We start from the raw sequence: 19,103 nt of genomic DNA, 5'->3' as shown, positions 1-19,103 counted from the left end.
CCACCCCATTTTGACTGCCCCACTTAAACGCTATTCAGACATGGGAATACAGAGATGGAAGCGACGACGTTCGAGGCAGTACCGCAGGCCGCCAGTTCGGTGGGCAGCCTGCACCGCAAGATCGATTGGCGCGGGGCGTTCTGGGTCGCCAGTGGCGTGCCCGCCCTGGTGCTGTTCTCTATTGGCGCCATTGCTGCGACGGTCGGCAAGCCGGCGTGGATCGTATGGATCGTGTCGATCCTGTTCGGGTTTATCCAGGCCTTTACCTATGCCGAGATCGCCGGGCTGTTCCCGCACAAATCCGGCGGTGCCTCGGTGTACGGCGCGGTGGCCTGGGTGCGCTACAGCAAGCTGATCGCGCCGGTGTCGGTGTGGTGCAACTGGCTGGCCTGGTCGCCGGTGCTGTCCATCGGTTCGGGGCTGGCGGCGGGTTACATCCTCACCGCGCTGTTTCCCGCCGATGCGCTGATCAACACCTGGCAACTGACCTTGCTGGACCTGGGCTGGGTGAAAAGCGGCCTGTCGCTGCGCATCAATGCGACTTTCGGCATCGGCGTGTTGATCCTGCTCACGGTATTTGCCGTGCAACACGGCGGCATCCTGCGTTCGGCACGCCTGACCCTGGTGCTCGGTGTCACCTCGCTGATTCCACTGCTGCTGGTGGGCGTGGTGCCGTTGTTCACCGGGGATGCGGCCCAGGCCAACTTCCTGCCGCTGTACCCGCTGGCCCATGATGCGGCCGGGCAAGTCATCGATGGACCCTGGGATATCTCTGGCTGGTCGCTGATGGCCGGCGGTTTGTTCATGGCCGCCTGGTCCACGTACGGCTTCGAAACAGCGGTGTGCTACACCCGCGAATTCAAGGACCCCAAGCGCGACACGTTCAAGGCCATCTTCTACGCCGGCCTGCTGTGCATCCTGGTGTTCACCCTGGTGCCGCTGGCGTTTCAAGGCAGCCTCGGGCTGGGGCAACTGGTGACCCCGGCGGTGCTTGACGCCAGCGGCGCCATTGTTACACCGGCGGTGTACAGCGGCCTGTTGTCGCCAGCGATCTACAGCGGCATGGGCGTTGGTCAGGTGCTGGCCGACAGCATCGGCGGCGGCAAGGTGGTCGCCAATATCGTGCTGATCATGTTGGTGCTGGCGACGCTGCTGGCAATCATGACCTCGATGTCCGGCTCGTCACGCACGCTGTATCAGGCGTCGGTGGATGGCTGGCTGCCCAAGTACCTGGGGCGCACCAATGAACACGGCGCGCCGACGGCGGCGATGTGGACCGACCTGTCGTTCAACCTGCTGCTGTTGTTGATGTCGGACTATGTGTTTGTGCTCGCGGCGTCCAACGTCAGCTACATCATCTTCAACTTTCTCAACCTCAATGCCGGCTGGATTCACCGCCTGGACCGCCCTGACTGGGTACGCCCGTACAAAGCGCCCACCGTGCTGCTCGCGGCCGGTGGCGTGTTGAGTTTCGTCAACCTGGCCTGCATGGGCCTAGGTGCGGACATCTGGGGCGCGGGCACGCTGGTCACCGGCTTGCTCCTGGCGCTGCTGATCTTGCCGGTGTTCTGCTTCCGTCACTACGTGCAGGACAAAGGTCGCTTCCCCGCCGCCATGCTCAGCGACCTGTATCTGCAGGTCGGCGACGGCCAACGCCGCGCCGGCTGGCTGCCCTATGCCACGCTGATTGCCGGTGCACTGGTGGTGTATGCCTGCCATCAACTGGTAGCCTGAGCCCACTGGGCTGCTTATCGCTGAGGGATCTGTTCCCTCAGCGCCTCCCTATTTCTCCAGACAACGGTGACGCTTTTGACCAGCTCTCTCCCCACGCTTGCCCGCGATATCGACGGCAAGGCCATCTCTGCCCGGGTGCTCGACGAGGTTCGCGAAGAGGTCCAGGTGCTCGCCACGCAGCAGATCTACCCTGCCCTGGCGGTACTGCTGGTGGGCGATGACCCGGCCAGCCATGTCTACGTGCGCAATAAACTGCTGCGCGCCAAGGAAGTCGGGATTCGCTCGCTTGAATACCGGCTGCCGGATGACGCCACCCAGGCGCAGGTGCTGGCCCTGCTGGCGCAGTTGAATGCCGATACGTCGGTCAATGGCATCCTCGTGCAGCTGCCGCTGCCGGGGCATATCGACGAGGCGGCGGTGATTCACGCGATTGACCCGATCAAGGACGTGGACGGCTTCCACCGCGAAAACGTCGGCGGCCTGGTGCAAGGCATCGAGGTGCTGACGCCCTGCACGCCCAGCGGCTGCATGCGCCTGCTGTATGAAACCTGTGGTGATTTGAGCGGAATGCACGCGGTGGTCATCGGCCGTTCGAACATCGTCGGCAAACCGATGGCGACCCTGCTGCTGCAGGCCAACTGCTCGGTCAGCGTGGTGCATTCGCGCAGTGTCGATGCACCGGCGTTGTGCCGCCTGGCCGACATCGTCGTCGCCGCCGTCGGCCGCCCGCAGTTGATCGACGCTAGCTGGCTGAAGCCAGGCGCGGTGGTGATTGACGTGGGTATCAACCGCATCAACACCGAGACCGGCACGCGGTTGGTCGGCGACGTCGATTACGCCAGCGCTCGCACGGTGGCCAGCGCAATCACCCCGGTGCCCGGCGGTGTCGGGCCGATGACCATTGCCTACCTGCTGAAAAACACCCTGGTGGCCAGCCAACTACAGCGCACTGCCCGGCCCCTTGCCCTGGCCGTGCCCTGAACGCCCCCCTGCAGGAGCTGGTTTGCCAGCGATGGTGGTGTGTCAGTCACGTTATGCTTTGGCTGATCCACCGCTTTCGCAGGCAAGCCAGCTCCCACATTTTTTCGAGGTGTCCGGTCGATTGTGAAAGGCGCCCGCTTGTTAGGCAGGCCAGGCCGGCAGTGATCTGAACCACAACACAAAACCCCTGTGGGAGCTGGCGGAGTCGCCCTTATTTCAATCCCCAGGATGATCGCAATATCCGGCGCGACGCAGCCCAAGTGTGGGAGTTGTCGAGCCCCGGCGAGGCTGCGAAGGCGGCGGCATTGCTGGCATTTTCTGCGCCTGGCACACCGCATTCGCAGGCAAGCCAGCTCCCACATTTTTTCGAGGTGTCCGGTCGCTTGTGGAAGGCGCCCGCTTGTTAGGCAGGCCAGACCGGCAGTGATCTGAACCACAACACAAACCCCCTGTGGGAGCTGGCTTGCCTGCGATGGCGGTATGTCAGTCACCTTATGCATTGGCTGATCCAGCGCATTCGCAGGCAAGCCAGCTCCCACAGGAAATTGGCGGAGTCGCCCTTATTTCAATCCCCAGGGTGATCGCAATATCCGACGCGACGCAGCCCAAGTGTGGGAGTTGTCGAGCCCCGGCGAGGCTGCGAAGGCGGCGGCATTGCTGGCATTTTCTGCACCTGGCACACCGCTTTCGCAGGCAAGCCAGCTCCCACACTTTTTCGAGGTGTCCGGTCGCTTGTAGAGGGCGCCCGCTTGTTAGGCAGGCCAGGCTGGCAGTGATCTGAACCACAACACAAAACCCCTGTGGGAGCTGGCTTGCCTGCGATGGCGGTGTGTCAGTCACCCTATGCATTGACTGATCCACCGCTATCGCCGGCCAGCGCCTGCAGGTTTGGGTTGTGATCAGTGGTTGTACGCCCGCTCGTTATGCTCGGCCAGGTCCAGCCCCATGTCTTCCACCGATTCATGGGCACGCAGGCCGATCAGGGCGTTGATGACTTTGAGGATGATCCAGCTGATCGCGAAGCAGTACACGGTGGTCAGCACGACCCCTTTGATCTGCGCCACCACCTGGCCGCCCATGGTCACGCCTTCGACCAGTCCGCCCATGGACGGTACGCAGAACACGCCGGTCAACACCGCGCCGATCATGCCGCCGATGCCGTGCAGGCCGAACACGTCGAGGCTGTCGTCGTAGCCGAAGCGGCGTTTCAACACGGTCACGCTGAGGTAGCAGAACACCCCGCACAGCAAGCCGATGGCCAACGCGCCGCCGACGCCCACATAGGCACACGCCGGGGTGATCCCGACCAAACCGGCCAACGCGCCGCTGGCCAGGCCGAGGGCACTCGGTTTGCCGACCTTGAACCACTCGGTGAACATCCAGCCGAGGATCCCGGCACACGCGCCCAGTTGGGTATTGAGCATGACAATCCCGGAAAGGCCGTTGAGCCCGCCGCCGGAGCCGATGTTGAAGCCGAACCAGCCGACCCAGAGCATCGCCGCGCCAACCATGGTCAGGCTCAGGTTGTGCGCAGGCATCGGCGTGTTCTGGTAGCCCTTGCGCTTGCCGAGGATTAGGCACGCGGCGAGCGCAGCCACACCGGCGTTGATGTGCACGGCGGTGCCGCCGGCAAAATCAAGCACGCCCCAGTTATGCATCAAGGCCCCCGAACCGCCCCAGACCATATGCGCCACCGGGGCATATACCAGGGTGAACCAGATGGCCATGAACCACAGCGCGGCCGAGAACTTCATGCGTTCGGCAAACGCCCCGGCGATCAGCGCGGGGGTGATGATGGCAAAGGTCATCTGGAAGGTCACGAACACCCCTTCCGGGATATCCCCCACCAGGCTTTCGGGGGTCATGCCGGCCAGGAACGCACGGCTCAAACCGCCGACAAAACTGTTGAACGTCACCTGCCCTTCGACCATGCCGGTGGTGTCGACCACCATGCTGTAGCCGTAGATCACCCACAGCACGCCCACCAGGCCGGCGATGCCGAAACACTGGGTGAACAGCGAGAGCATGTTTTTCGCACGGACCAGGCCGCCATAGAACAACGCGAGCCCCGGCAGGCACATGAACAGCACCAGCACGGCGGCGGTGACCATCCAGGCGGTGCTGCCGGTGTTCAAGGTGGGTGCATCGGCGGCCTGTGCCAAAGGTGCGAAGGCACTGGCGGCCAATAACCCGAAGAGGGACTTGCCGAGAAGACGATTGACCATATTCAAAGCTCCTGCGAAAGAAATGGGATATGCCTGGCAGCGAGCAGTTGTTGTTAGGAGAGCCTCTTGGCGGGCTCCTTGATTTGCCGATCTGTCGTGGCAAGGGCGCTTACGCAGCCCTAAAACGCCGGCTGCAGCTGCGCTGAACGGCAGCAAGCGCCCTCGCCACAGGTATAACGCCAGGCTCAGTAGCCGGAACCGGGCACCCAGCTGGTTCCTGCCAACGGCACCCGGGCCATCGCCGCCGATTCCACGGTCAGCGCCACCAGGTCCTCGGGGTCGAGGTTGTGCAGGTGCGACTTGCCGCACGCCCGCGCCATGGTCTGCGCTTCCAGCACCATCACCCGCAGGTAGTTGGCCAACCGCCGCCCGCCTTCCACCGGGTCGAGGCGCTTGGACAGTTCCGGGTCCTGGGTGGTAATGCCGGCCGGGTCGCGGCCGTTCTGCCAGTCGTCGTAGTAGCCGGCGGCCGAGCCGATCTTTTTCAGTTCCGCATCCAGCCGTGGGTGGTTATCACCCAGGGCAATCAGCGCCGCCGTACCGATGGCGACCGCATCCGCGCCCATCGCCATGGCCTTGGCCACGTCGGCCCCGTTGCGGATCCCGCCCGACACGATCAACTGGACCTTGCGGTGCATGCCCATCTCTTGCAAAGCCTGTACCGCTTGCGGGATCGCCGACAGAATTGGAATGCCGACGTGCTCGATAAACACTTCCTGGGTCGCCGCCGTGCCGCCTTGCATGCCGTCGAGCACGATCACATCCGCGCCCGCCTTGACGGCCAGCTTCACGTCGTAATAAGGCCGGCTCGCGCCGATCTTCACGTAGATCGGTTTCTCCCAGTCGGTGATTTCGCGCAGCTCGGCAATCTTGATCGCCAGGTCGTCCGGGCCGGTCCAGTCCGGGTGACGGCAGGCACTGCGCTGGTCCACACCGATCGGCAAGGTGCGCATGCCGGCCACGCGCTCGGTGACCTTCATGCCGAGCAGCATCCCGCCACCGCCGGGCTTGGCGCCCTGGCCGAGGACGATCTCGATGGCGTCGGCCTTGCGCAAATCGTCGGGGTTCATGCCGTAGCGCGACGGCAGGTACTGGTACACCAGGTGCTGGGACTGGCCGCGCTCTTCCGGGGTCATGCCGCCGTCACCGGTGGTGGTGCTGGTGCCCGCGATGGTCGCGCCACGGCCCAGGGCTTCCTTGGCATTCGCCGACAACGCCCCGAAGCTCATGCCGGCGATGGTCACCGGGATCTTCAGGTGGATCGGCTTCTTGGCGAAGCGGTTGCCGAGGATCACGTCGGTGCCGCACTTCTCGCGATAGCCTTCGAGCGGGTAACGCGACACGCTGGCGCCGAGCAGCAGCAAGTCGTCGAAGTGCGGCAGCTTGCGCTTGGTGCCGCCGCCGCGAATATCGTAGATACCGGTTTCGGCCGCACGCTGGATTTCCTGGATGGTCAGGCGGTCGAAGGTGGCCGACTCGCGCAGTACCGGAGGGGTTTGTTCACTCATGGTTGTAGCTCCTGATCAGTACGCGGAGGCGTTATCGACTTTGAAGTTGTACAGCTGGCGGGCCGAGCCGTAGCGCTTGAAATCCGCCGCCTGGTGGGCGAAGCCGGCACGGTCGAGCAGTTCCTGCAGCTCTTGCAGGTGCTCGCTGCGCATCTCTTTTTCGACGCAGTCAGAGCCCAGGGACTCCACCGTGCCTTTCACGTAGATGTGGGTCTCGTACAACGAGTCGCCCAGCGCATCGCCGGCATCGCCGCACACCACCAGGCGCCCGGCCTGGCCCATGAAGCAGCTCATATGGCCGATGCTGCCGCCGACGACAATGTCGATGCCCTTCATGGAGATCCCGCAACGCGCGCCGGCATCGCCTTCAATCACCAGCAGGCCGCCATGGGCCGTGGCCCCGGCCGCCTGGGACGCGCTGCCTTTGACGCGCACCGAACCCGACATCATGTTCTCGGCGCAGCCCACGCCGACATTGCCGTGCACGGTGATCGAGGCCTGTTGGTTCATGCCCGCGCAGTAGTAGCCGGCGTGGCCCTCGATATCGATGGACACTGGCTGGTTCACGCCCACGGCCAGGTTGTGCTTGCCGTTGGAATGGGTCACGCGCCATTCGTGGTCGAGCGCTTGCGCGTGCAGCGCCTGGTTGAGGTCACGCACAGTGGCGGTGGAAAGATCGATGGTTTTCATGTGTGCGCTCCTTAAGCTGACTGGCGTTCCCAGATATACAAAGTGGCCGGTGCCGGCTCCCAGATCCGCGCGTTCTCGATGCCCGGCAGGCTCGATAGCGCCTGGTATTCGGAGGCCATGGCCACGTAGTCGTCGGTCTCGGCGAGGATCGCCGGCTTGCACGCAATCGGATCGCGGATAACCGCAAAGCCGTTGCGCGTTCCGATGGCGAAGGTGAAGAAGCCGTCGAGGTCCTGCAGGGAATGGTCCAGCGCCTCTTTGAGCGAGTCGCCCTGTTGCAGGCGCCAGGTCAGGTAGCCGGCGGCGACTTCGGTGTCGTTGTCGGTCTCGAAATGAATGCCTTCACGCTTGAGTTCCTGGCGCAGGCGGAAGTGGTTCGACAGCGAGCCGTTGTGCACCAGGCACAGGTCGGCGCCGGTGGAAAACGGGTGGCTGCCTTCCATGGTCACCGCGCTTTCGGTGGCCATGCGCGTGTGCCCGATGATGTGGCTGCCTTGCATGCCCGCCAGGCCGAAGCGCTGGGAAATCTCCTGGGGCAAACCCATGCCCTTGAGGATTTCGATGCTTTGCCCGGCGCTCATGATGCGTACGCTCGGCGCCAGTTCGGCCAGGGCCAGGCGCACCGGGGCTTCGTCGGCGTGGATTTTCAATACCGCCGCGCTGGCGTTCTGGAACCAATCCAGCGAGCAGCCCAGGCGCCCTTCGAGTTCGCCCATCAAGGCCTTCCAGTCGAAGGCTTCAGTGGTCGCCTGCAAGGTCAACTTGACCCAGCCGTCGGCGACCTCATCGCCGTAGATGGCGAAGCCCGCGCTGTCCGGACCGCGGTCGGTCATGGCCTGCAGCATCGGTTCAAACAGCTTGCCGAGCTGGGGTTCCAGCCGGGGATTTTTCAGGTACAGACCTACGATTCCACACATAAGAGCAGTCCTCACTTTGTTCTGGGTGGCCAGCTGCATTCAAGCTGCAAGCAAGCCGGGTAGACAGATGACTTGGAGCGGCCCCTACCACCGCCTTGACTTGCAGCTTGCAACTCACAGCTGCCGCCCCTTGCCTCAGAAAAATTCGGTGTAGCGCGCGACTTCCCAGTCGCTCACATGGCGGCTGTACTCCACCCACTCCATGCGCTTGAGCTTGATGAACTCGCCCACGATCTGCGGGCCGAGCACCTCGGCAAACAGCGGGTCGGCTTCCAGCGCGTCGCAGGCTTCCTTGAGGGATTGCGGCAGGGTCTTGATGCCGCGCTCGGCGATCTGCTCCAGGCTCAGGCTGTAGAGGTTCTCGTTGCAGACGTGGTCGATTTCCAACTGGCGGTCGATGCCATCCAGGCCTGCCGCGATGATCGCGGCGCTGACCAGGTACGGGTTGCAGCCGGCATCCGGCAGGCGAAATTCCAGGCGGCCATACGGCACGCGCACCATCGCCGAACGGTTGTTGGCGCCAAAGGCGATAAAGGCCGGGGCCCAGGTGGCGCCGGACAACGAGTTGCCCACGACCAGGCGCTTGTAGGAGTTGACCGTAGGTGCGGCGAACGCACACAACGCCGGGCCATGGGCGAGCAAACCGGCGGCGAAGTGATAGGCCAGTTTCGACAGGCCCATGCCGCTCGGATCGCTGGCGTCATGGAACAGGTTTTTGTTCTCGGCGCTGCTGATCGACAGGTGAAAGTGCATGCCGTTGCCAGCGCGTTTCGGGTCGGGCTTGGGCATGAAGGAGCAGATCATGCCCAGGTCATTGGCGATCTCGCCGGCGGCCATGCGAAAGAAGGTAAAGCGGTCGGCCGAGGTCAGCGCGTCGCTGTAGGTGTAGTTGATCTCGAACTGGCCGTTGGCGTCTTCGTGGTCGATTTGATAGACCTCGAAATCCACCGCCTGCAAGGCTTCGGTCAGGCGCTCGAGGAACTCGCGTGAACGCGACAGGCCCTTGTAGTCGTAGCAGGGTTTGTCGAGGTTATCGCTGGGGTCGACCAGTTGCAGCTTGCCCTGCTCGTCGCGGCGCATCAGGTTGAATTCGGGTTCCAGGCCGGTGTTGAGGGTCCAGCCCTTGTCCTGCAGGCGCTGCACCTGCTGCTGCAGCACGTAGCGGCTGTCGTAGGGATGAGGCTTGCCATCGACATGCCCGACGCACACCACCCGCCCATAACCCGGTTGCCACGGCACCGGCGTCAGCGTGGACAGGTCACCGCGCGCCATGAAGTCCGGACCGTGGGGCTCCATGCCCATGCCGCTGATGGCAAACCCGGCAAAGCCCGCACCCTCTTCGGCCACGGTCTTGAGCCCGCAAATCGGCACCGACTTGGTCTTGGCCGCACCGTGTATATCCACAAACTGCGCAAGCACGTACTTGATCCCGTGCTTGTCGATGATGCGCTGGGTTTCTGCTGGCAACATTGCGTGTCACTCCTCGCGAAAGGCAAAACCGTGTGGGTGGGCCTAGGCTGTCTTTTTATTCCTAAAAAGAAAGTTAGTTTCCTTACAGGAATGCAATACCCTTGCCAGATTCGCGAGCGGCGGATTGAACTGCCGGTGAAAGCGCTTTTGTGCTGTATATATGGGAAAATTGTTTTCCCCGCAGGAATACGCACAGCGGGGTGGCCTTGAAGAGCCAGATCTTGCACTTTCCCAGTGCGAAAATAATATTACTGAACGGAAACCGTGCAGGAGCCGATGATCATGTCCACCGAAACCGCCCCGCGCCTCAAACTCGAGCAATACCTGGGGCTGCAGATCAAACGCCAGCGCCAGGCCCAGGACCTGAAGCTGTCCGACGTGGCGAAAATCGCCGATATCAGCCAGGGCATGCTGAGCAAGATCGAAAACGCCCAGGTCTCCACCAGCCTCGACACCCTGAGCCGCCTATGTGATGTGCTCGGGCTGCCGCTGTCGAAATTGTTCAGCGAATACGATCAGCAGGATGGCAGCGCTTTGCTGGTCAAGGCCGACCAGGGCATGGAAGTGGTGCGCCGAGGGACCGAGAAGGGGCATACCTATCACCTGCTCAACCATACGCGCGGGCCGAAGAAGAGCTTCGAGGCGTACATGGTCAGCATGGATGACGCCAGTGAAGAGTTCCCGACCTTTGCCCATCCGGGGACGGAGTTTTTGCACTTGCTCGAAGGTGAGCTGATTTACCGGCATGGGAACCAGCTTTACCGGATGGAAGCGGGAGACAGCCTGACCTTCGAGGGGGAGATTCCGCACGGGCCGGAGCAGTTGGTGCAGGTGCCGATCCGGTTGTTGTCGATCATGAACTACGGCAACGACAAGGAATAACGCAGGCACCGAGGTTGTTTTCTATGGGAGCTGGCTTGCCTGCGATGCGGGCAACTCGGTCTGCCAGTGGCAGTGGGTTGATGCCTTCGCCGGCAAGCCAGCGCCTACATTTCATCGCATTTCACTCTAGGAACGCGTCGTAAAAATTCCTATCAGTTAAAAAACTTTCCCAAAACCTCTAGACGCCCCGCCCCCATTCCCCTATAAAGCCACTTCAGGAATATTTTATTCCTCACAAGAAAATGCGCTCACGGAACGAGCCCGCTGTCCTCAGACATTTTTTCGCTATGCGATGAGCTGCCGCCATCATCCCGAGGACGTGTCATGCAACACGAAAAAAACCATTTCATCATCAAGGTCACTTGTCCCGCGGTGTCCGGCATTGTCGCTGCCGTCACCACTTACCTGGCGGACAACGCGTGCTACATCGGGGAGATGGCGCAGTTCGATGATGACTTCAGCGGCCGCTTCTTCATGCGCGCCGTGTTCCGCTTCAACGACGGCCACGCCGGCGATCTCGAACAGATTCGCGCAGGCTTCGCCGATGTCGCCCAGGCCTTCGACATGCAGTGGGAGTTGTACGACACCCGCGAGCCGATGCGCGTGATGCTGATGGTGAGCAAGTTCGACCACTGCCTCACCGACCTGCTCTACCGCTACCACAAGGGCGAGATGGACATGACCATCACCGCCATCGTCTCCAACCACCTCGACCTGCGGCCGATGGCCGAGCGCGAGGGCATTCGCTTTATCTACCTGCCCGTGTCGAAGGACAACAAGGCCGCGCAGGAAGCCGAACTGATGAAGGTGGTCGACGACACCCGCACCGAACTGGTGGTGTTGGCGCGCTACATGCAGATCCTCTCCGACGACCTGTGCCGGCAACTGTCGGGGCGCGCGATCAATATTCACCATTCGTTCCTGCCCGGTTTCAAAGGCGCCAAGCCCTATCACCAGGCCTACCAACGCGGTGTGAAGCTGATAGGTGCCACCGCGCACTACGTCACCAGCGACCTGGATGAGGGCCCGATCATCGAGCAGGAAGTGCAACGCGTGGACCACGTGTACAAGCCCGACGACCTGGTCGCCATCGGTCGCGACACCGAGACCGTGGCCCTGTCCAAGGCGGTCAAGTACCACCTTGAGCACCGGGTGTTTCTCAACCAGGACAGAACGGTGGTGTTCCGGTGAACGCGCACAAACTGATCGATGGCAAAGCCGCCGCCGCGCAGGTGCTGCTGCAGGTCCGCGAGGACGTCGCACGCCTGCATGAGCAAGACATCCTGCCCGCCCTGGCGGTGATCCTGGTCGGCAACGACGCCGCCAGCCAGGTGTATGTGCGCAACAAGATCCTGCGCGCCGAAGAGGTTGGCATCCGCTCCGTGGAGCACCGCCTGCCCGGCGACACCAGCACCGAACAACTGTTGATCCTGATCGGCCAATTGAACGCCGACCCGGCCATCCACGGCATCCTCCTGCAATTGCCGTTGCCGGCGCAGATGGACGAGCTGCGCGCCCTGGAGGCCATCGCGCCGGACAAGGACGTCGACGGTTTTCACAGCCAGAACGTCGGCGGCCTCAGCCAGGGCCGCGCGGTGCTCACGCCGTGCACGCCGAGCGGCTGCCTGTATTTGCTGGAACAAACCTGCGGCGACCTGCGCGGCAAACATGCGGTGGTGATTGGCCGTTCGAACATCGTCGGCAAGCCCATGGCTGCGCTGCTGCTCAAGGCGGACTGCTCGGTGACCGTGCTGCATTCGCGCAGCCACAACGCCCAGGCGCTGTGCCGGCAGGCGGATATCGTGATCGCCGCCGTGGGCCGCGCACGCTTGATCGACGCCAGCTGGCTGAAGCCCGGCGCGGTGGTGATCGACGTCGGTATCAACCGTATCGACGACGCGGGCCGCAGCCGCCTGGTAGGCGATGTCGACTTCGACGGCGCCCTGCCCCACGTCGCGGCCATCACCCCGGTACCCGGTGGTGTCGGCCCGATGACCATTGCCTTCCTGATGAAAAACACCGTGGCCGCCGCCCTCGCGCAACACCACGCCCTACGCAGCCAATCGGAGGCCGTATGCCATTCAATCTATTGAAGTACGGGCTGAGTTCGGAGTACCCGGTGGAGGTGGATCTGCCCCCGCCCAAGGAACTCAAGGCCAGCTATGACGTGGTGATCATCGGCGCCGGCGGCCATGGCCTGGCGACCGCCTACTATCTGGCCAAGTACCACGGCATCAGCAACATCGCGGTGCTGGAAAAGGCCTACCTGGGTGGCGGCAATACCGCGCGCAATACTGCGGTGATTCGCTCCAACTACCTGACCAGCGAGGGTGTGCGCTTCTACGCCGAGTCGGTGAAGATGTTCCAGTCGCTGTCCAACGAATTCGACTTCAACATCATGTACTCCGAACGCGGCCAGCTGACCCTGGCGCATACCGATGCCACCGTGCGTTCGTTCCGCCAGCGTGCCGAGGTCAACAAGCACTTCGGCGGGCGCACCGAGATGATCGACCGCCAGCAGATCCGCGAACTGGTGCCCAGCCTCAATCTCGACCCCGGGCACTTGCCGGTGATCGCCGGGCTCTGGCATATCGACGGCGCCACTGCGCGCCACGATGCCGTGGCCTGGGGCTACGCCAAGCAGGCGGCCAAGCGCGGGGTGGAAATTCATCAACTCACCGAGGTGCAGGACCTGGTCATCGACCACGGCACGATTACCGCCGTGAAGACCAATCGCGGCACTATCAAGTGCGGCTGCGTGGTACAGGCGATTGCCGGGCACAGCTCGTTGCTGATGGCCAAGGCCGGCATCCGCTCGCCGATCCAGACCTTCCCGCTGCAAGCCATGGTCACCCAACCGTTCAAGCCGTTCCTCGATCCGTTGGTGAGCTCCTCCGCGCTGCACTGCTATGTGCAGCAGACCAGCCGCGGTGAAGTGGTGTTCGGCGGCGGCTCCGATCCTTATCCGCTGTTCAATACGCGCTCGACCCTGGACCTCAAGGAAAGCCTGCTGGCCCACGCGATCGAAATGTTCCCGTTCCTGGCCAACGCCAAACTGATGCGCCAGTGGGCCGGGATCACCGACATGACCCCGGACTACAGCCCGATCATGGGCCTGTCACCGGTGAAGAACTACTACCTCGACGCCGGCTGGGGCACGTGGGGTTTCAAGGCCACGCCCATCTGCGGCAAGACCATGGCCGAGCTGGTCGCCAGCGGCGGCCAGGTGCCGGCGCTGATCAAGCCGTTCGGCCTCGAACGTTTCTCGACCTTCCAGCAAGTCAACGAGATGGGCGCTACGGCGGCCAGTCACTGATGGAGAGCGGACTATGAAAATCATGACGTGCCCGCTCAACGGGCCGCGCAATATCAGCGAGTTCACCTACGGCGGCGAGTTCAAGCCGATGCCCGACCCCGTCCATTGCAGCGATGCCGAATGGGCCGACTACGTGTTCAACACCGACAACCTCGCCGGCGTGGTGCGCGAATGGTGGATGCACACGCCGTCCAGCTACTGGTTCCTCGCCGAGCGCCACACGGTCACCGATGAGGTCCTGCGCACCTTCGACCCCAAGGAACTGTTCACCACCCGCGTCGATTTCGCCGCTGCCAAGGAGATCGCCGGATGAACCGTCTTCCCGCCCCCATGGGCTTGCTGATCCAGCGTGATCAAGCCCTTGATTTCAGTTTCGATGGCCAGGCGTACCAAGGCTTGCAGGGCGACAGCATCGCCAGCGCCCTGCTCGCCAACGGGCGTTTCCTGCTCTCGCGTTCGTTCAAATACCACCGCCCGCGCGGCCCGCTGACCATGGCGGGCCAGGATGCCAACAGCCTGGTGCAACTGCCCCGCGAGCCCAACGTGCTGGCCGATGCTCACGCGTTGTCTGCCGGCTTGGCGGTGAGCGCGCAGAACGTCAACGGCTCGCTGGACAACGACAAGGACGCCTACCTCGGCAAGTTCTCCAAGTTCATGCCGGTGGGGTTCTACTACCGCTCGTTCTACAAGCCCAAGGGCATGTGGAAAGTCTGGGAGCCGATCATTCGCAAGAAGGCCGGCCTGGGTGTAGTCGACCTGACGTTCCAGCCCGAGTACTACGACAAGGCCTATCTGTTTACCGACCTGGCCGTCATCGGCGCCGGCCCCGCCGGCTTGCAGGCGGCGCTGACGGCCGCGAATGCCGGGGCCAAGGTGCTGCTGATCGAGCAGCAGCCGATCCTCGGCGGATCACTGACCTATGCACGCTTCGATATCGCCGGTACCCGCGCCGACAGCCTGCGCCGCGAACTGGTGAGCGCGGTGCAGCAGCACGCGAATATCCAGGTGCTCACCGAGGCCACGTGCAATGCCTGGTTTACCGACAACTACCTGCCGGTAATCCAGGGCAAGCGCATGTACAAGGTGCGCGCGCAGCAGTGCCTGGTGTGCAGCGGCGCCTTCGACCAGCCGGTGATTTTCCGCAACAACGACCTGCCCGGCGTGATGCTGACCAGCGCCGCGCAACGCCTGATGAAACTCTACGCGGTCAAGCCGGGCAAGCGCGCGGTGGTACTGACCGGCAACGACGACGGCTACCTCGCCGCCCTCGACCTGCATGACCAGGGCGTGGAAGTCGCCGCCGTGATCGACCTGCGCCACGCCCCGGCCGACAAAGCCCTGTCCGGCGCCCTGGCCCAGCGCAAGATCCCGTTGCTGAACAACAGCACCGTGTTCGAGGCCCTGCATGAGAAAGGCCTGCGCCACGTGAAAGGCGTCGACGTGCGCCAGATCACCGGCCAGGGCCAGGTCAGCGCCAGCGGGCAAGTGTTCGACTGCGATTTGCTGTGCATGTCGGCCGGCTACATGCCGGTGTATCAACTGCTGTGCCAGGCCGGCGGCAAGCTGGCCTATGACGACCAGCGAGCCGAATTCAGCCTCAGCGGCCTGCCCCGCAACCTCCAGCTGGCGGGCTCGGTGCACGGTCGGCATCAGCTCGAGAATGTGCTGGCCGACGCCGCCAACGCAGCGGCCGACATCGCTGTGGCGCTGGGCCTGGGCACCACGATTGCGCCGCTGCCGCTGCACAGCGAAGCCCAGGTCAACTTCGGCTGGCCGATTTTCCCGCACCCCAAGGGCAAGGATTTCGTCGACTTCGACGAAGACCTGCAAGTGGCGGACATCGTCAACGCCACGCGTATCGGCTACCGCGATGTGCAATTGGTGAAGCGCTATTCCACGGTCGGCATGGGCCCATCCCAAGGGCGGCATTCGGCGCTGCCGACCGCGCGCCTGGTGGCCTGGGCGACCCAGCGCAATATCAGCGAGACCGGGGTGACCACCGCACGGCCCCCTTTCGTCGCGGAGAAACTCGCGCATGTCGCCGGGCGCGCCTTCGACCCTTACCGGCAGACACCGATGCACGCGCGGCATGTGCAGGCCGGGGCGAAGATGATGCCCGCCGGTATCTGGCAACGCCCGGCCTACTACGGCCGCGCCCAGGATCGCGACGCCTGCATGCAGGCCGAAGCCCTGCACGTGCGTAACCACGTCGGACTGATCGATGTGTCGACCCTCGGCGGCCTGGACGTGCGCGGCCCGGATGCCGCCGAACTGCTCAACCGCCTGTACACCTTCGCGTTCCTCAAGCAACCGGTGGGCCGTTCGCGGTATGCGCTGATGACCAATGAACACGGGGTGGTCATCGACGACGGCGTGTGCGCGCGCCTGGCCGACCAGCACTTCTACGTCACCGCCACCACCAGCGGCGTCGACCGCATCTACCAGCAGATGCTCAAGTGGAACGCGCAATGGCGCCTCGACGTCGACGTGGCGAACGTCACTGCCGCGATCTGTGCGGTGAACGTGGCCGGGCCGGATTCGCGCAAGGTGCTGGAACAGGTCTGCACTGACCTCGACCTCAGTGCCGAGGCCTTCCCCTACCTGGGCGTGCGCCAAGGCACGGTGGCCGGGATCAAGGCGCGGTTGCTGCGGGTCGGGTTTGTCGGCGAGCTGGGTTATGAAATCCACGTGCCTGCACGCCACGGCCTGGCGCTGTGGGATGCGTTGATGGAGGCCGGCAAGGCGTTAGATATTCGCCCCTTCGGCGTCGAAACCCAACGCCTGCTGCGCCTTGAAAAAGGCCACGTGATCATCAGCCAGGACACCGACGGCATGACCCACCCGGCAGAAATCGACATGGGCTGGGCGGTAAGCCGCAACAAGCCGTTTTTCGTCGGTCGCCGCTCGGTGGACATCCTCGAAGCCCAGCCGCTGAAACGCAAACTGGTGGGTTTCACCTTGCCCAAGGGCAGCGTGCAACCGCTGGAAGGCCACCTGGTGCTCGACGGCCCGGACATCAGCGGCAACGTCACCTCGTGCGAATACTCTGCAACGCTGGGCCGCATCATCGGCCTGGCCTACGCCGGGATCGAGCAGAGCACACCGGGGCAGCGCATCCCGATTCGCGTCGAAGGCGGCATCGTCGTCCAGGCCGAGGTGGTGCCACTGCCGTTTTTCGACCCCACCAACCAACGCCAGGAGGGTTAAGCCATGACCAGTCTGAAAGCCCACGAACTCTTCACGCCGCCCTGCCACCTGGTTGACCAGACCGATCTGCCCCGGGTCGGCTTTCGCGGCGCGCAAAGCGCCGAGTACCTCAGCGCACGCGGTTTCACCCTGCCCGCCGCCCCCAACCAGGCCACCCCGCAAGCGGACGGCAGTTGGGTGGCGCGCCTGTCGCAGACCGAATACCTGTTGTTGGGTAGCCCGCAGGATCAGGGCCAGCGCATCGCCGATGAAGAGGCCCGCTGGGAGCTGGACCACCGCGCCAACTACCTGCTGCCGCGCCAGGACAGCCACGCCTGTGTGTTGCTCAGCGGCGCGGTGATTGCCCACGTGATGGCCAAGCTCTGCGGGGTCGATCTCGGTTTCCCGGCCTTCCAGCCGGGAGCGGTGGCGCAGACGTCAGTGGCGCGGGTGAATGCGCTTGTGATCCACACCGGGAGTGTGGAGGCACCGGCGTTGCATATCCTCTGGGATCGCGCGTCGAAGGAATACTTCGTCGGTGCATTGCTGGATGCATTGGGCGAGTTTGGCGGGGGCACTCTGCTCAGCGCATGAAGCTGGCTTGAAGTCGATCTCGGTCCCCCATTCTGGAGCCTGAGGTGTGAGCAAAGGTCAGTCGGTGTAGCCCAACCGCGCCGCCCTGACCTTCTGGGTATGTTGACGTGTCGCCAGGCAGTAATACAGCGGGCACGTCACCACCAACCCCACCAGCCACGACAGGTCCGCGCCGTCCACCAGATTGGCCCACGGCCCCACGTACAGCGATGTATTGGCAAACGGCAGCTGGACAATGATGCCGATGAAATAAGCCACGATCGCATGCAGGTTGAAGCGCCCGTAGACCCCGCCGTCCGCGCGGAAGATCGAGGCAATGTCGTACACCCCGCGCTTGATCACATAGAAGTCGATCAGGTTGATCGACGCCCACGGCACGAGCACCAGCAACAGCGCCAGGATCAGCCCGATAAACTGCGAGATGAAGTCCGCCGATGCGCCCAGCGCCACGACGCAGCAACCGGTCAGGACCACGCCGGACAGCACCACGCGCACCTTGATGCTCGGAGTCCAATGGCTGGCAAAGGTCTGGATCGAGGTGATGATCGACAGCACCGCGCCGTACAGATTCAGGGCGTTGTGGCTGATGATATTGAGCAGGAACAGCACCATCAGGATCGGTCCGAGCCAGCCAGTGGCTTGCTTGACCGCGACCATCGCTTCGGTGCCTTCGGGCGTGGCCAGTGCCGCGACCAAACCAAATGCGAACGACAGGATGGTGCCGAGCGTGGCGCCCAGGTAGGTCGCAATAAACGGCCGAGTGATGCCGATATCCGCCGGCAGGTAGCGCGAATAGTCACTGGTGTAGGGCGAGAAGCTGATCTGCCAGATCACCCCCAGCGACACCGTGGCCAGCCAGCCGGCGGCGTTGAAACCGCCACGGGTGAGGAAGTCCGCTGGCAGGTCATGGGCGAAGATGTAGATGAAACCGGCGAGCAGCGCGCTGCCCATTACCCAGGTACCGATGCGGTTGAGGCTGTGGATGAAGCGGTAGCCGATCACGCCGATGGCGGTAGCGCTGAGCGCGCCGATCAGAATGCTCGCCGGCACCGGCACCGCGGGCACGATGCCGACGATGGATTTGCCGGCCAGCACGATGTTGGAAATGAAAAAGCCGATATAGATCAGCGCCGCGAAGAACACGATCAGCAGTGCGCCGTAACGGCCGAACTGGCCCCGGCTCTGCACCATCTGCGGGATGCCCATGCGCGGGCCCTGGGCCGACGCGAGGGCAATCACGATACCGCCGAGCAGATGCCCGAGGGCAATCGCCAGCAGCCCCCACACCAGGTTGAGGTGGAACACCTGGGCCACCATGGCACCGGTGACGATGGGCAGCGGCGCAATGTTGGTGCTGAACCATAGGGTGAACAGGTCGCGGGCCTTTCCATGGCGCTCTGCGAGAGGAACGTAATCGACCGTGTGATTCTCGATCAGGGGATCTTGCCGGGACATCTGGGGCATGGAAATGGACTCGCGTTTGTCTGATCTTATAGTTGTTTGACGCCATACCGGGGGCGCATCGTGGCGGCCCCTCAGATGAACACCATATTATGGTATTCCAACATTTTCACAAGACTGATCCGTAGTCTCAGCGCGC

15 protein-coding genes are annotated in these 19,103 nt (G+C 63.4%); 9 read left to right on the top strand and 6 right to left on the bottom strand.

Annotated elements, in window-relative coordinates; translation table 11 throughout:
- Window positions 1–54: 54 nt before the first annotated feature.
- The gene (locus NTD80_RS22035; RefSeq protein ID WP_262135008.1) at window positions 55–1,734 is read left to right on the top strand and encodes an APC family permease; all 1,680 of its coding nucleotides are present in this window, start codon (window positions 55–57) and stop codon (window positions 1,732–1,734) included.
- Between the two features lie 66 nt (window positions 1,735–1,800).
- Window positions 1,801–2,715 carry a bifunctional methylenetetrahydrofolate dehydrogenase/methenyltetrahydrofolate cyclohydrolase FolD gene (gene folD, locus NTD80_RS22030; RefSeq protein WP_120448164.1) on the top strand — a complete coding sequence of 305 codons (915 nt, stop codon included), beginning with the start codon at window positions 1,801–1,803 and terminating at the stop codon, window positions 2,713–2,715.
- Between the two features lie 899 nt (window positions 2,716–3,614).
- Here folD (NTD80_RS22030) and NTD80_RS22025 read toward each other — a convergent pair.
- The 5 genes from NTD80_RS22025 to glnT all read right to left on the bottom strand — a co-directional run bounded on the left by NTD80_RS22025 (window position 3,615) and on the right by glnT (window position 9,525).
- On the bottom strand, window positions 3,615–4,940 hold the full coding sequence (locus tag NTD80_RS22025; RefSeq protein WP_106804438.1) for an ammonium transporter: 1,326 nt from the start codon (window positions 4,938–4,940) through the stop codon (window positions 3,615–3,617).
- Between the two features lie 185 nt (window positions 4,941–5,125).
- On the bottom strand, window positions 5,126–6,448 hold the full coding sequence (locus NTD80_RS22020; protein ID WP_065905711.1) for an FMN-binding glutamate synthase family protein: 1,323 nt from the start codon (window positions 6,446–6,448) through the stop codon (window positions 5,126–5,128).
- A gap of 15 nt (window positions 6,449–6,463) precedes the next feature.
- The gene (locus NTD80_RS22015) at window positions 6,464–7,138 is read right to left on the bottom strand and encodes a protein glxC (protein WP_262135007.1); all 675 of its coding nucleotides are present in this window, start codon (window positions 7,136–7,138) and stop codon (window positions 6,464–6,466) included.
- Window positions 7,139–7,149: 11 nt separating this feature from the next.
- Window positions 7,150–8,055 carry a class II glutamine amidotransferase gene (locus NTD80_RS22010; RefSeq protein ID WP_106804440.1) on the bottom strand — a complete coding sequence of 302 codons (906 nt, stop codon included), beginning with the start codon at window positions 8,053–8,055 and terminating at the stop codon, window positions 7,150–7,152.
- Between the two features lie 135 nt (window positions 8,056–8,190).
- The gene (gene glnT / locus NTD80_RS22005) at window positions 8,191–9,525 is read right to left on the bottom strand and encodes a type III glutamate--ammonia ligase (RefSeq protein ID WP_065905705.1); all 1,335 of its coding nucleotides are present in this window, start codon (window positions 9,523–9,525) and stop codon (window positions 8,191–8,193) included.
- A 282-nt stretch (window positions 9,526–9,807) separates the two neighbouring features.
- Here glnT and NTD80_RS22000 point away from each other — a divergent pair, with 282 nt between their 5' ends.
- The 7 genes from NTD80_RS22000 (at window position 9,808) to NTD80_RS21970 (ending at window position 17,503) form a co-directional block, all read left to right on the top strand.
- Complete coding sequence (locus NTD80_RS22000) at window positions 9,808–10,407, top strand: helix-turn-helix domain-containing protein (protein ID WP_053139883.1); 600 nt, start codon at window positions 9,808–9,810, stop codon at window positions 10,405–10,407.
- Window positions 10,408–10,731: 324 nt separating this feature from the next.
- On the top strand, window positions 10,732–11,598 hold the full coding sequence (purU, locus tag NTD80_RS21995; protein WP_106804441.1) for a formyltetrahydrofolate deformylase: 867 nt from the start codon (window positions 10,732–10,734) through the stop codon (window positions 11,596–11,598).
- Entirely contained in the window at window positions 11,595–12,500 is a 906-nt protein-coding gene (gene folD / locus NTD80_RS21990) for a bifunctional methylenetetrahydrofolate dehydrogenase/methenyltetrahydrofolate cyclohydrolase FolD (protein ID WP_120448162.1), read from the top strand. Before purU ends, folD (NTD80_RS21990) begins: the two co-directional genes overlap by 4 nt.
- Window positions 12,482–13,723, top strand: coding sequence for an FAD-dependent oxidoreductase (locus NTD80_RS21985; RefSeq protein ID WP_201143988.1), 1,242 nt, complete (start codon window positions 12,482–12,484; stop codon window positions 13,721–13,723). Before folD (NTD80_RS21990) ends, NTD80_RS21985 begins: the two co-directional genes overlap by 19 nt.
- Before the next feature lie 13 nt (window positions 13,724–13,736).
- Window positions 13,737–14,036, top strand: a complete 300-nt coding sequence (locus NTD80_RS21980) for a sarcosine oxidase subunit delta (protein WP_065905694.1) — start codon at window positions 13,737–13,739, stop codon at window positions 14,034–14,036.
- The gene (locus tag NTD80_RS21975) at window positions 14,033–16,930 is read left to right on the top strand and encodes a 2Fe-2S iron-sulfur cluster-binding protein (RefSeq protein ID WP_262135006.1); all 2,898 of its coding nucleotides are present in this window, start codon (window positions 14,033–14,035) and stop codon (window positions 16,928–16,930) included. Before NTD80_RS21980 ends, NTD80_RS21975 begins: the two co-directional genes overlap by 4 nt.
- A gap of 3 nt (window positions 16,931–16,933) precedes the next feature.
- Complete coding sequence (locus tag NTD80_RS21970; RefSeq protein WP_262135005.1) at window positions 16,934–17,503, top strand: sarcosine oxidase; 570 nt, start codon at window positions 16,934–16,936, stop codon at window positions 17,501–17,503.
- Window positions 17,504–17,560: 57 nt separating this feature from the next.
- On the opposite strand, the gene NTD80_RS21965 is transcribed toward NTD80_RS21970, so the two are convergent.
- Window positions 17,561–18,967, bottom strand: a complete 1,407-nt coding sequence (locus NTD80_RS21965; RefSeq protein WP_262135004.1) for a purine-cytosine permease family protein — start codon at window positions 18,965–18,967, stop codon at window positions 17,561–17,563.
- Between the last annotated feature and the right edge of the window lie 136 nt (window positions 18,968–19,103).

Source organism: Pseudomonas sp. 13B_2.1_Bac1, assembly GCF_025466155.1.
GTDB lineage: Bacteria > Pseudomonadota > Gammaproteobacteria > Pseudomonadales > Pseudomonadaceae > Aquipseudomonas > Aquipseudomonas aylmerensis.
This window is presented reverse-complemented; position numbering and strand designations above follow the sequence as displayed.

What these genes read in the sequence shown, in the direction of transcription:
- NTD80_RS21980 (WP_065905694.1), top strand. Translation starts at nt 13,737, where the DNA reads ATGAAAATCATGACGTGCCCGCTCAACGGGCCGCGCAATATCAGCGAG.
- NTD80_RS22010 (WP_106804440.1), bottom strand. Translation starts at nt 8,055, where the DNA reads ATGTGTGGAATCGTAGGTCTGTACCTGAAAAATCCCCGGCTGGAACCC.
- NTD80_RS22035 (WP_262135008.1), top strand. Translation starts at nt 55, where the DNA reads ATGGAAGCGACGACGTTCGAGGCAGTACCGCAGGCCGCCAGTTCGGTG.
- NTD80_RS22015 (WP_262135007.1), bottom strand. Translation starts at nt 7,138, where the DNA reads ATGAAAACCATCGATCTTTCCACCGCCACTGTGCGTGACCTCAACCAG.
- purU (WP_106804441.1), top strand. Translation starts at nt 10,732, where the DNA reads ATGCAACACGAAAAAAACCATTTCATCATCAAGGTCACTTGTCCCGCG.
- glnT (WP_065905705.1), bottom strand. Translation starts at nt 9,525, where the DNA reads ATGTTGCCAGCAGAAACCCAGCGCATCATCGACAAGCACGGGATCAAG.
- NTD80_RS21985 (WP_201143988.1), top strand. Translation starts at nt 12,482, where the DNA reads ATGCCATTCAATCTATTGAAGTACGGGCTGAGTTCGGAGTACCCGGTG.
- NTD80_RS21975 (WP_262135006.1), top strand. Translation starts at nt 14,033, where the DNA reads ATGAACCGTCTTCCCGCCCCCATGGGCTTGCTGATCCAGCGTGATCAA.
- NTD80_RS21965 (WP_262135004.1), bottom strand. Translation starts at nt 18,967, where the DNA reads ATGCCCCAGATGTCCCGGCAAGATCCCCTGATCGAGAATCACACGGTC.
- NTD80_RS22025 (WP_106804438.1), bottom strand. Translation starts at nt 4,940, where the DNA reads ATGGTCAATCGTCTTCTCGGCAAGTCCCTCTTCGGGTTATTGGCCGCC.
- NTD80_RS21970 (WP_262135005.1), top strand. Translation starts at nt 16,934, where the DNA reads ATGACCAGTCTGAAAGCCCACGAACTCTTCACGCCGCCCTGCCACCTG.
- NTD80_RS22000 (WP_053139883.1), top strand. Translation starts at nt 9,808, where the DNA reads ATGTCCACCGAAACCGCCCCGCGCCTCAAACTCGAGCAATACCTGGGG.
- NTD80_RS22020 (WP_065905711.1), bottom strand. Translation starts at nt 6,448, where the DNA reads ATGAGTGAACAAACCCCTCCGGTACTGCGCGAGTCGGCCACCTTCGAC.